Genomic DNA, 12,249 nt, shown 5'->3' with positions numbered 1-12,249 from the left:
GCGCCCTCCGCGCTCAGGCAGGCATATCCTGCAACAGCCACTCACGCATTGCCGCAGTCACCTGCTCCGGCTTTTCCAGCGGCGCCAGATGGCCGCAGTCGTCCAGCACCACCAGGCGCGCTTGCGGCATAAGCGCGGCGATCTGTTCGCTGACGGCAAGCGGTGTGATCGCATCGTTGCGCCCGCACAGGACCAGTGTCGGCCCCTTCCATGCACGCAGCACCTCGCTGCCATCGACCCGCGCGATCCGGCTCTGGCGGATGAACACCTCCGCGCCCAGTCGCGCGGTCATGCCACGCACGGTTTCCACCAGCACGTGATCGTCGAATCTTGATGCATCGATGTAGCTGCGCATCAGCTTGTCGCCGAAACCGTGGAAGTTGCCCGGCATGCGCACGCTGTTTTGCTGCGCCACACGTTGCGCGGCGCGTTCGAGTGAATCGGCCTTGTGCGAGGTATCCAGCAGCGCCAGCCGCTGCACGCGTTCCGGGGCGATGCGCAGGATCTCCTGGGCGATGTAGCCACCCAGCGAGAAGCCGGCCAGTGCAAACCGAGCCGGCGCGTTAGCCAGCACGTCCTCGGCGGTGGCGCGCAGGGTGTCGTGACGGGTGAGATCACCCACCTGGCAATCGGCGATATCGGCCAGCGCGTCGAGCTGCGCGCGCCACAGCGTGGCGTCGTTGAGCAGGCCGGGCAGGAGCAGCAGGGGGATCTTTTCGGGTTGGTTCCCGGGGTGGGCAATTTCCATGGCCGTAGTTTGAAGCTTCCGGGAGAAGCTCGCAGCGTCATGGCTGGAATGCAGTGGTTGTTGTTGGTTTGCCGCGAACAGCACCCCTCCCCAGCCCTCCCCTTGCCTGCGGCAAAGGTAGGGGGCAGAAGCGGCTTGCTCTGCTATCCGACAGATGATGCAGAACCACCCCCTCCCTTTGCCGCAGGCAAGGGGAGGGCTGGGGAGGGGTGCTTCCGCTCTGGCTTCGCGCTACAACGCACTCTCCCCAACCGGCAGCGTGACAATCATCAGGGTCGAGTCGTCCGGATCGGACTTCACCTTGAAGCCCAGGCTCTGGCACATCGCCAGCATGGTCGTGTTCTCGCGCAATACCTGGCCTTCCACCATGTTCAGGCCCTGCCAGCGTGCGTACTCGATCATGATCTGCATCAGCTTCCAGCCGATGCCGTGGCCCTTGAGATCCGAGCGGATCAGGATGCCGTACTCGCCGCGGTTGTAATCGGCATCGGCATGCAGACGGACCGCGCCGAGCATGTCGCCGCTCTTCGGGTCGATGGCCACCAGCGCGATCGAACGCGCGTAATCCAACTGGGTCAGGCGGGCGATGAACTCGTGGCTGAAATGCTTGACCGACTGGAAGAAGCGCAGCCGCAGATCGTCATCGGTGACGCGCGCGAAGAACGCACGGAACAAGGCATCGTCCTCCGGACGCACCGGGCGGATGAAGGCCTTGCCGCCGTCGGACAGTTCGATGGTGCGCTCCCACTCGGTGGGATACGGGAAGATCGCAAAGCGCGGATGGCCGCGCCCCTTGTGCAGCCGCTTGGCCGGGGCGATGGCGATGCGCGCGTCCAGCGCCACCACGCCGTTGCGGTCGGCCAGCAGCGGATTGAGGTCCAGCGTGCGGATCTCGGGAATGTCGGCAGCCAGCTGCGCCAGCTTCACCAGCACCAGCGCGACTGCGCGTTCGTTGGCCGCCGGCACATCGCCATAGGCCTTGAGGATGCGCGAAACGCGGGTGCGGCCGATCACTTCGTGGGCAAGCCGCAGGTCCAGCGGCGGCAATGCCAGGGTCTTGTCGCCGATCACTTCCACCGCGGTACCGCCGCGCCCGAACACCACCACCGGCCCGAATACCGGGTCGTCGGCGATGCCGGCGATCAGTTCGCGCGCCTTGGGCCGCATCAGGCTCGGCTGCACCAGCACGCCCTCGATGCGCGCCTGCGGGCGCTGCACGCGGGTGCGTTGCAGGATGGAATTGGCCGCCTGCTGCACCGCCTGCAACGTGCCCAGGTTCAAACGCACGCCATCGACTTCGGACTTGTGCGGGATGTCCGGCGAGAAAATCTTGACCGCCACGGTCTGGCCCTGTTCCAGCAAAGGCTGCGCCAGGTCCATCGCCTCGTGCGCATCGCGCGCGACCATCACTTCCAGCGACGGAATGCCGTAAGCCTGCAACAACGCATGCGTGGCGACCGGGTCCAGCCATTGCTGGTCGTTGGCCAAGGCCGCTTCCACCAATGCGCGTGCCGCGGCCACATCCACCACGAAATCGGCCGGCAGGCTGGGCGGGGTCTCCATCAACGCCGCCTGCGCCTGGCGGTAGCGCACCAGATGCTGGAAGCCACGCACCGCTTCGGCTTCGCTGGGATAAGTGGGCACACGCGCGGTATTGAGGGTCACTGTTGCGCGCTCATCGTTGCCCAGCCACACCGCGAACACCGGCTTGTCGCGCAGCTGCCGCGAGCGCAATCCCAGCGTTTGGGTGAGCGCCTGTGCGGCCTCGGCCGAAGAGGTGAACGCGGTGGGCACGTTGATCACCAGCACCGCATCGTTGGCATCATCGGACAGCAGTGCCTCGATGGCCGAGGCGTAACGGCCGCCATCGGCATCGACCACGATGTCCACCGGGTTGTCGCGGGACCAGCCTTGCGGCAGCGCGTTGTCCAGCTGCGCGATGGTGGCCGGCGACAGTTCGGCCAGGGTGCCGCCAAGTGCATGCAGTTGGTCCACCGCCAGCCGCCCCACGCCACCGCCGTTGCTGAGAATGGCAAGGCGACGCCCCGGAAAAGTGCCGAGCCGGCCCAGTGTTTCGGCAGCGGTGAACAACTCATCAAGCGCATTGACGCGCAACAGGCCCGCACGATTGAAGGCGGCACCGTACACCGCATCGGAGTCGGCCAGCGCCTGGGAATGCGTGCCCAGCGCTTCACCATTGGCCTTGGGCTGGCGGCCGGACTTGACCACCACCACCGGCTTGGCACGCGCCGCCGCACGCGCAGCGGACATGAACTTGCGCGCGTCGCTGATCTGATCGACATACAGCAGGATGGCGCGGGTGCGGTAATCGGTGGCGAAGTAATCGAGCAGGTCACCAAAGTCCACGTCCAGCGCGTCGCCCAGCGACACCACCGCCGAGAAGCCGATCGAGCGCGCCACGCCCCATTCCACCAGCGCGGCGGCAATTGCGCTGGATTCGGAAATCAGTGCCAGATCTCCGGCCTGCGGTGTATGCGCGGCAATGCTGGCATTGAGCCGTGCATGCGGCGCGATCACGCCCAGGCAATGTGGGCCAAGCACGCGCATGCCCTTGGGCCGCGCCGCCGCTTCCACCTGTGCAGCCAGCGAGCCGGGGCCCTTGCCCAGCCCTGCAGTGAGGATGATGGCGCCGGCCACGCCCAGCTCGGCGGCTTGTGCCACCACCTGCGGCACCATCGTTGCCGGTGCGGTGATGACCACCAGGTCCGGAACCCATGGCAGGTCCTTGAGCCGTTTGACCGTGCGCATGCCGTCGATTTCGGCGTGGCGTGGGTTTACCCAACCGATCTGCCCGGCGAAGCCTCCCGCGCGCAGGTTGCGCACCACCGCGCGCCCGGCCGAGCGTTCGCGCGGGCTGCCGCCAATGACGGCCACCGAGCGGGGACGGAACACGGTCTGCAGGTGATAGGTGCTCATGGCGACGCCTGTTGCGGGAACCGGGTCAAAGGTACACGGCTGGATGCGCGTTGGGCTTGCTTTGGATCAAGTTGGGGATGTGAGGGATGGGTGAAGCAGGGGCTCGTGCGGAAAGGAGGAGACGGAGCAACGCCACCTGCGAAGACAAAAGCAGAAGCAGAAACGCCCTCACCCCTACCCCTCTCCCGCAGGCGGGAGAGGGGAAAGCTTGAACAGCAACGGCCGCAGCGGCTGCGGCTGCGGCTGCGGCTGCGGCTGCGGCTGCAATCGCAGCATGTGGCCTTGTTGGTGTTGCTGCTGCAGCTTCGGTTGAAGCTGAAGTTTCGGTCGCGGTGGCTGTGGCTGTAACAGCAACCCTTGCTGCCACATCAATTCCTCTCCCGTTCACGGCAGAGGATGCAGAAGGCAGGTGTGAGCAAAGCGACAGCCGTGCTGCCTAGATTTCTTCAGATCTTCCAGCCAGTGCCATCCAAGCACGACAGCTCTCAAGAACTCCACCTCAAATAGGACTGGAGCACATTCTCCAGCGCCTCCAGTGGCAGCTAGCCTATCCAGGGTCAACGAGACGGTTCACACAGCAAAGGACCCGGCCAACTGAAAGCCTGCTTATGCGGCGGGCAGATCACCCAGCCGCACGGCCCCCTCTTCACTCTGAACTGATCGCCCTTGTCCTTTCGCATAGCAAACATCTTCATGGAAAAACCCAACCCCAACTTCATACACACCACTCTTTCCTATGACGATGTGCCTTTTTATCGAAGGCGCTGGTTCTTGTTGTTGATGCTGCTCGTGTTCATCCCCGGGTTATTCCTGATCTGCGCAACTGGCGATGTTTTCGCCAAACGAAATGGAGAAACCTACAAGTACAGAAGCAAGCTTCCATTGGTCTTCAGCGCGATGATCTTCATGCTGATCGGGCTGGTACAAACGATCACCTTGAGCGGGATGCGCTGATTTCTGCGGCAGGGTCCAACGGCTCATTCCCTTGAGCCGCCTGCCTCTCCACCCAGCGACATGCTCGCCCGCTACAACAACGTCCCGCCCAGGATCATCGCGGCGATGCTGAAGTAGATGACCAGCCCGGTCACATCCACCAGCGTGGCCACAAACGGCGCCGAGGCACTGGCCGGGTCGAAGCCAAGACGCTTGAGCACGAACGGCAGCATCGAGCCCGACAAGGAGCCGAAGGTGACGATGCCCACCAGCGCCGCGCCGATCGTCACCGCCAGCAGCACCCAGTGCTCGCCGTAATCGTGCAGCCCGCCCAGCTGCCAGATGGTGATGCGCACGATCGCCAGCACACCAAGAATGCCGCCAAGCACCATGCCGGTGGGCAGTTCGCGTAGCGCCACTCTCCACCAGTCGCGCAGGCGCAGTTCACGCAGCGCCAGCGAGCGGATCAGCAACGAAGTCGCCTGCGAGCCGGAGTTGCCACCGGAGCTCATGATCAGTGGAATGAACAACGTCAGCACCACCGCACGCGCCAGTTCGTCCTCGTAGTGCTGCATGGCGCTGGCGGTCAGCATCTCGCCGAGGAACAACACACTCAGCCAGCCGGCACGCTTGCGCAACATCTCGAAGAAGCCGATCTGCATGTACGGCTTGTCCAGCGCCTCCATGCCACCGAACTTGTGCACGTCCTCGGTGGATTCATCGATCAACGCATCCAGGATGTCGTCCACGGTGACGATACCCAGCATTTGCTGCTGCGCGTCCACCACCGGGATGGCCAGCAGGTCGTGGCGGCGGATCAGCTGCGCGACTTCTTCCTGGTCCAGCAACGCATCCACGGTTACCGGTGGGTTGACCTGGGCCACATCGAGAATGGAGTCTTCCGGCGCGCCGGTGATCAACCGCCGCATCGTCACCACCTGCCGTAGCTGGCGGGTCTGCGGATCGAGCACGTAGATGGCGTAGACCGTCTCGCGGCTGCGCTCCACTTCGCGGATGTGCTGCAGGGTCTGGGCCACGGTCCAGTCCGCCGGCACGCCGACGAACTCGGTGGTCATCAATGCGCCGGCGGTGTTGGGCGGATAGCTCAGCAGCAACTGGATCGACTGCCGCGCTTCCGGCGCCAGCAGTGGAATCAGTCGCGCGCGTTGCACGTCATCCAGTTCGTGGACGATGTCGGTGGCGCGGTCATCGGCCATCAGGCCCAGCAGCGCCGCGGCGCGGGCCGCTGGCATCGCCGCGACCAGCTCACCGGCGTGCTGCAGCTCCGGCGCTTCCAGCAGTTTGACCGCACGCGGCAACGGCAATGCCGCCAGCGTGTCGGCCGCCTGCGGCAGTTCCAGGGCGTTGAGGTATTCCACCGCGTCGGCGGTGTTGAAATCGGCAAGGGGTGCACTCAGGGTGGCGGCATCCACCACCGGGCGCAGGAGCTGCTTCTGGTTCATGTTGATTCGCCTGTGTGCGATGCGGGCACGCAACACCAGCACTGGCGAATCAGCCCACTCAGGCCGTCGTCACCGCTGGTGTCGTTCGAGATCGACTTTTACTGTCGCTGGGCATGGGTTGGACTCCGGAAAGGTGCTGCGGCAACGCCGGCAGCGGCGCGAGTCTGGCCCCGTTGGCCGGTGCGGTCAACCCTGCACGAACCGCTGCGGCCACCGGTTGGGGCGACATTCGTTTTCGTTGACAGGGCAGCCCGCATAATGAGGCCCGGCCGGCACACACGCGCCGCCGGTTCATTGCACAGCCCCACGGAGTACGGCGTTCATGCATAGCGGCGGTCTGGAACTGGCCTTGGTACTGCTGCTTGCAGCAGTGATCGCCGTGCCTGTGTTCAAGCGGTTTGGATTGGGCGCGGTGCTGGGCTACCTGGCTGCCGGCGTGGTACTGGGGCCGCATGTGCTGGGCTTCGTGCAGGATGCCGACCGCATCCTCAATGCCGCCGAGGTCGGTGTGGTGATGCTGCTGTTCCTGATCGGGCTGGAACTGTCGCCATCGCGGTTGATGGTGATGCGACGACCGGTGTTCGGTGGCGGCACGGTGCAGGTACTGATCACCGCCAGCGTGCTCGGCGGGCTGCTGTTGATGTACAACTTCCATTGGAAGAGCGCGCTGATCGTCGGTACCGCGCTGGCCTTGTCCTCCACTGCGGTGGGCCTGCAGCTGATGTCCGAGCACAAGGCGCTCAACAGCGATTACGGGCGGCTGGGCTTTGCCATCCTGCTGTTCCAGGATCTGATCGCCATTCCGCTGCTGGCCGCGATTCCGCTGCTGGGCGGCGCGCGCAATGAAACCCTCACCTGGCAGGACGCAGCCATCGCCATCGGCGCGCTGGCGCTGGTGATCGGCCTGGGCCGGCCGGTGCTGCGCCGGCTGTTCGGCATTGTCGCGCGCACGCGCATGCCCGAAGTGTTCACCGCCACCGCCCTGCTGGTGGTGCTGGGCACGGCGTGGTTGATGCAGGGTGCCGGGCTCAGCCCCAGCCTGGGCGCGTTCCTGGCCGGCGTGCTGCTGGCCGACTCGGAGTTCCGCCACGAGATCGAATCGCAGATCGAACCATTCAAGGGGCTGCTGCTGGGTCTGTTCTTCATCGCCGTGGGCATGGGCATCGACCTGGACCGGGTGGCCGCCGAACCAACACTGATCGCCACCGGCGTGGCGGTGCTGTTGCTGGTGAAATTCTCCATCCTGGTGATCGTCGGCCTGGCGGCGCGGCTGCCGCTGCGCAGCGCGCTGATGCTGGGCAGCCTGTTGTGGCTGGGTGGCGAATTCGCCTTCGTGGTGTTCAACGAAGCGCAGCGGGTCAATCTGCTGGGCCGCATCAACCATGACCGGCTGGTGGCGGTGGTGAGCCTGTCGATGGCGATCACCCCGGTGCTGGTGATTGCCTTGCAACGCAGCCTGCTGCTGCGCAAGGCGCAACCCACGCGCCCACAACACGCGCCCGATGAAGGCCTGAAGAATGCCGGCGCGCAGCGGCCGCAGGTGCTGATCGCCGGCATGGGCCGCTTCGGCCAGATCGTCGCGCGCCTGCTGACCGCGCAGCGCATTCCCTTCGTGGCGCTGGAAGCGGACCCGGATACGGTCGAAGACCTGCGCCGTTTCGGCAACCAGCTCTACTACGGCGACCCCACCCGGCCGGAGCTGCTGCGCTCGGCCGGCGCCGAACACATCCGCGTGTTCGTGATGACCATGGACGACCCGGAAACCAACCTGCGCGCTGTGCGCCTGGTGCGGCGCATGTATCCGAACGCCAAGGTGCTGGCACGTGCGCGCAACCGCCAGCACGCCTGGAAGTTGATGGACATGTCGGCCGAGCCGTTCCGCGAAGTGTTCGGCTCCAGTCTGGAAGCCAGCGAGCGCGTACTCACTGCGCTGGGCATTCCCGAGGAGATCGCGCGCGACCACGTGCAGCGCTTCCGCGCACACGATGAGCAGCTGCTCAAGGCCCAGCACCTGGTCTACGACGATGAAGCCGCGGTGATGCAGACCTCGCGCGATGCACGTGCCGATCTGATGGATCTGTTCGAGGCCGATGTGGGCGAGGGCCCTGATTCGGCAGCCGGCAATCGGGATCCGCTCAAGGGCGCAGATTCGGGAAGCGCGATTCGGGATTCGTAAACGCAATAACCAGTGCGGCGGCACACCGGCCCTCGCCTTCGCTACGCGAAAGGCTGGAAGCGGCGTTCGCCGCAAACTGGCCGATCACGCGGAACCATTGCCTCGTTTTGCCGAAGGCAAGGGGTTGGAGAGCACCGTTTGCACGCCACGAACCTGCGCGCCGATCAACGCGCGAAGGCTGCGCCGCAGGGACGGTCGAGCCGGGGAAAGGAGCTTCAGCAGGCGCAGCCGCGAGTCCCCTTCCCCGATCTCTGCAATCAGCCCCGGTCGCGCAGGAACCGCGCCATCGACGATACGCCCGGCACCGCCGGTTCGAACTCGCCGGCCACGTCGATGAAACCGCGCATGATCGCGATGTCGCGCGGGCTGCGGTTGATCGCATCGCGCATCTCCGGGTCGGCGCCGGCACGCAGCAGGCGCTGCACCAGCAACGGCAGGCCATGCAATGCGGCCAGGTGCAACGGCCCGAAACCGCGCGGGTCGCGCACGTCCAGCGCCACATCCTCGTCCAGCAGGCGCTCCACCGCCGCCAGCACCACCTGCTCATCGCAGGCAGTGCCCGGCTCGGCGCGCGCGCCCAGCAGCAGCAGCAACGGCGTGACGGTGCCGGCCGAGGCCTGGTCCGGTTCGGCGCCGGCCAGCAGCAGCGTGTCCAGCAGGGCCAGCAGGCGGCTGCGATCGCGCGCGGTGAAACCGTACAACGCGGCGCAGTGCAGCGGCGCCAGTTGCTGGTCGTCACCGGCGTGCACGTCGGCACCGGCCGTGAGCAGGCGCGCGGCGATATCCGGCAGGCCAAGGGCAGCAGCCAGCATCAGCACGGTGACACCACCGGGCAGGCGATGTTCAAGCTGGGCGCCGGCATTGAGCAGCGCGGCGACGATATCGGTCTGACGCATGCTCACCGCCGCCGACAGCGGCGTGGCACCGCTGGCAGCCGCGTGCTGCGGCTCGGCACCGCGCGACAACAGCAGGTCGACCACCGCCGCATGGCCGCCACCGGCCGCGCGCAGCAGGCCCGTGCAGCCCTGTGCATCGACTGCGTCCACCGGCAGGCCAAGGTTGATCAGGCGACGCACCGCATCGGCGTCACCGGCCATTGCCGCAGCCGGCACGTCAGCATCGCGCAACACGCGCAACGGCAACGACCAGCCACGCCAATCAAGCCAATCAGCCAGATCGCGACGGCCGCTGGACAGTGCCACGCCCAGCGGCGTCTGACCGTCGGCGGCACGCGCATCAGGCGAGGCCCCCTGCTGCAGCAGCAATTTCAGCGCGGCCTCGCGGGCCAACGCGGTGGCCAGGTGCAGCGCGGTCATGCCGTGGCTGTCGCGGGCCTCGCGGTCCACGCCATTGAGCAGCAGGCCCTGCTGCAATTTCAGCCAACCCAGACGAACGGCCAGCGACAGCGCCGGGTCGCCGGCCGGTGACGGCGCGAACGGATCGGCACCACGTTCCAGCAGCTCCAGCGCGAACTGCTCGGTGCTGCGCGAGCCGTTGTCATGTTGCGCACAGGCTGCCAGCAGGCGGGTCAAGCCGCCGCGCCCGGCCGGCGAAACGCCATGCTTGAGCAGTACCTGCAAGGTGGGAATGGCATCCACGCCACGCGAAAGCAACGCGAACATCGGCGTGTCGCCGCAGGCATCGAGCACTTCCGGCGCGGCACCGTGGGCCAGCAGCCAGTCCACCACCCGCGGTTGCAGGGCCAGCTCGGGGTCATGCAGCAGGCCACCCAACTCGATCGCCGAGCACAGCTTGGCCAACGGCGCCATGCCATCGACATTGCCGAACACCAAGGCCTCACGCAGCAACGCCAGCGGTGCGCGGTCATTGAGGACCGGCGTGGCGTCGGCGCCATCTGCGGCATCGACCGACGCAGCAGCGGCATCACTCACCGCCGCCGGCAGCGGATAGGCCGGATCCAACAGCGAAACGATGCTCCAGCGCCCTGCTGCGGCGGCATGGTCGATGGCGCGACGGCCATCGCTGCCGGCCAGGTCGGCAGGAATGCCCAGTTCGAGCAGGCGCCGGATCAGCGCCGCCGACACATGTTCGGCGCGGCAGGCCAGCAGCACCGCGTTGTGGCCTTCGCCATCAATCGCGTTGACTTCAGGCTGGTGCGCGAGCAGGTGCTCGAGCACGGTGACGTGGCCTTGCGAAGCCGCATCCAGCCACGGCGTGCGCCCGGCCGCATCACGCGGCTCGATGTTGGCACCGGCATTGAGCAGGGTCTGGACGATGTCGGCATGGCCGGCCAGTGCGGCCTCGTGCAGCGCGCTGCGGCGCTGGCGATCACGGGCGTCCAGCCGTGCCTTGTACTTGAGCAGCAGCTGCACGCCGGCCGGATCGTCGTCCTCGCTGGCCGCGGCCGGCACCAGCACCGGCACGCCGTCGGTCGGTTCAACCTTGGCGCCGCGCTCGAGCAGGAACTTGGCCAGGCGCCAGTTGCCGGCCTGGCAGGCCACCGCCAGCGGGCTGTGGCCGTCGTGGTTGAGGGTGTCGATCTCGGCACCGGCATCGCGCAGCAGCGCCGCAACACCGGGATCGGAGCTGCGTGCGGCGTGATGCAGCGGGGTGTTGCCTTCGGTGTCGGTGGCGCGCGGGTCACCGCCGTTGGCCAGCAGCGTCATCACCGCCTCGGGGCGGCCGTGCCAGCTGTCGCGGGTGGCCGCCAGCAGCGGGGTCATACCTCGATGCGGCTGGTTCACGTCCACGCCACGGCTGATCAGCGCGCGCAGCAGGCGCAGGTCCGGCAGCACCGCCGCCAGCACCACCAGACTGCGCTGGTCGCGGGTGTCGGCCGGCGGCAACGCAGCGGCATCGGCACCGGCCTCAAGCAGCTGCAGCGCGCGGTCAACCCGGCCACTACGCGCGGCCTCGTACAGATGCGGCACCCATTCGTGCTGGGCCAGCGGCTCCAGCGGCGCGGGTGCGGCCTGTGCTTCGGCGAATGGATCGAAGCGGGCCACCTCGGCAACCGCCTCGCCCGTTGTCGCCAATCCCGCGCCGGGGATGGCCTGCAACACGCGATGCAACAGCGGCGCCAGCACCGCGCTGGCGATGGCCAGCGGCCAGCGCAGGCCATCGGCAAGCAGACCCGGCCAGGCAGGTGCCACCACCGTGGCACACAGCAGCAGCACGATGGCCGCCGCGCCCAGGCCGTGCCAGGAATCCAGGCCCCGACCGGTCAGCGCCTGCCATTGGGCCGACAGCGAACTGTCCTCACGTTCCAGCGCATGCCACAGCGGCCAGGTGCGCCACAGCGCCAGCACCGCCACGCTGATGGCCACGCTCAGGGCCAGCACCGCCGCAAGGCTGCCACTGTCATGCAGCGCAGCCAACGGCCAGGACACCAGCAAGGCAACCGCGCCGGTGGCGCCGGCCCACAGGCCAAGCAGCCCGGGCAACTCGCGTCTGAACAAGGTCAGCGACGGGGTCAGCGTGCGGGTACGCCGCAGCCACGACACCGCCAGCGCGAAGGCCGGCTGCGCCAGCACCCCACACACGGCTGCCGCCACGCCACCGAAAGCGGTGGCCAGCGTCAGCAACAGCCCGGCAACCAGCGCGGTGGCGATAGCCCGGGTACGCAGGGCCTCAGTCATCGCGACCGTCGATGCGCGCGATCTTCACCGGCGCCAGCGGTTGCGGCGGAAGTTGCAGGTGGAAGCCGTGTTCGGCCAGGTTGGCGCGCACCAGCGCGGCATCGACCTGGGCCAGGCGACGTTCCGGGGTCAGCGCCACTTCCAGCACAAAGGTGAACGGTGCCAGCGTGGCACTCAGCGTGGCGGGGATCACATCGAAAACATCGCGCTGCGCGAGGTAGATGAAGGTGTCCTGCTTGCGTTGGCTTTTATAGACGTAGGCTTGCATGCCAGCGGGCTTGGCCCTGCTCGGGAATGCTGGGATTGTGTCGGAAAGTTGGCGCTGGTGAAAGGCGTAATCCTAGAAACGCCGGGCATTTAGCTCAGGGACTGCATTCATTTTCATCAGCATCA

The 12,249-nt window shown here is 66.8% G+C and carries 7 protein-coding genes; 2 read left to right on the top strand and 5 right to left on the bottom strand.

Annotated elements, in window-relative coordinates; genetic code table 11:
• Positions 1 to 13: 13 nt before the first annotated feature.
• Both LR961_RS01310 and LR961_RS01305 read right to left on the bottom strand, forming a co-directional pair.
• Positions 14 to 748 (bottom strand): alpha/beta fold hydrolase, encoded by a 735-nt coding sequence (locus LR961_RS01310; RefSeq protein ID WP_232146624.1) that lies wholly within the window; start codon positions 746 to 748, stop codon positions 14 to 16.
• Between the two features lie 231 nt (positions 749 to 979).
• Entirely contained in the window at positions 980 to 3,685 is a 2,706-nt protein-coding gene (locus LR961_RS01305) for a bifunctional acetate--CoA ligase family protein/GNAT family N-acetyltransferase (protein ID WP_232146623.1), read from the bottom strand.
• 693 nt (positions 3,686 to 4,378) lie between these two features.
• On the opposite strand from LR961_RS01305, the gene LR961_RS01300 reads away from it, so the two are divergent.
• A complete protein-coding gene (locus LR961_RS01300; protein WP_232146622.1) occupies positions 4,379 to 4,639 on the top strand; it encodes a hypothetical protein in 261 nt (86 codons plus the stop codon).
• 71 nt (positions 4,640 to 4,710) lie between these two features.
• Here LR961_RS01300 and mgtE read toward each other — a convergent pair whose 3' ends face one another.
• Positions 4,711 to 6,081, bottom strand: a complete 1,371-nt coding sequence (gene mgtE / locus LR961_RS01295; RefSeq protein ID WP_232146621.1) for a magnesium transporter — start codon at positions 6,079 to 6,081, stop codon at positions 4,711 to 4,713.
• Between the two features lie 322 nt (positions 6,082 to 6,403).
• On the opposite strand from mgtE, the gene LR961_RS01290 reads away from it, so the two are divergent.
• Positions 6,404 to 8,257 carry a monovalent cation:proton antiporter-2 (CPA2) family protein gene (locus tag LR961_RS01290; protein WP_232146620.1) on the top strand — a complete coding sequence of 618 codons (1,854 nt, stop codon included), beginning with the start codon at positions 6,404 to 6,406 and terminating at the stop codon, positions 8,255 to 8,257.
• A gap of 257 nt (positions 8,258 to 8,514) precedes the next feature.
• Here the strand turns inward: LR961_RS01290 and LR961_RS01285 are convergent, their stop codons facing one another.
• Both LR961_RS01285 and LR961_RS01280 read right to left on the bottom strand, forming a co-directional pair.
• On the bottom strand, positions 8,515 to 11,856 hold the full coding sequence (locus tag LR961_RS01285; protein WP_232146619.1) for an ankyrin repeat domain-containing protein: 3,342 nt from the start codon (positions 11,854 to 11,856) through the stop codon (positions 8,515 to 8,517).
• Positions 11,849 to 12,124, bottom strand: coding sequence for a YcgL domain-containing protein (locus LR961_RS01280; RefSeq protein ID WP_232146618.1), 276 nt, complete (start codon positions 12,122 to 12,124; stop codon positions 11,849 to 11,851). The genes LR961_RS01285 and LR961_RS01280 overlap by 8 nt, the downstream gene beginning before the upstream one ends.
• Positions 12,125 to 12,249 lie beyond the last annotated feature (125 nt).

Origin of the sequence: Stenotrophomonas sp. SY1 (assembly GCF_021202945.1) — a bacterium.
Classification (GTDB): domain Bacteria; phylum Pseudomonadota; class Gammaproteobacteria; order Xanthomonadales; family Xanthomonadaceae; genus Stenotrophomonas.
The sequence above is the reverse complement of the archived record's forward strand: the minus strand, read 5'-3'. Positions and strand labels throughout refer to the sequence as shown.

Bases quoted from the DNA above. Each gene is read 5' to 3' on its own strand.
- LR961_RS01290 (WP_232146620.1), top strand. From the start codon at position 6,404: ATGCATAGCGGCGGTCTGGAACTGGCCTTGGTACTGCTGCTTGCAGCA.
- mgtE (WP_232146621.1), bottom strand. From the start codon at position 6,081: ATGAACCAGAAGCAGCTCCTGCGCCCGGTGGTGGATGCCGCCACCCTG.
- LR961_RS01310 (WP_232146624.1), bottom strand. From the start codon at position 748: ATGGAAATTGCCCACCCCGGGAACCAACCCGAAAAGATCCCCCTGCTG.
- LR961_RS01305 (WP_232146623.1), bottom strand. From the start codon at position 3,685: ATGAGCACCTATCACCTGCAGACCGTGTTCCGTCCCCGCTCGGTGGCC.
- LR961_RS01285 (WP_232146619.1), bottom strand. From the start codon at position 11,856: ATGACTGAGGCCCTGCGTACCCGGGCTATCGCCACCGCGCTGGTTGCC.
- LR961_RS01300 (WP_232146622.1), top strand. From the start codon at position 4,379: ATGGAAAAACCCAACCCCAACTTCATACACACCACTCTTTCCTATGAC.
- LR961_RS01280 (WP_232146618.1), bottom strand. From the start codon at position 12,124: ATGCAAGCCTACGTCTATAAAAGCCAACGCAAGCAGGACACCTTCATC.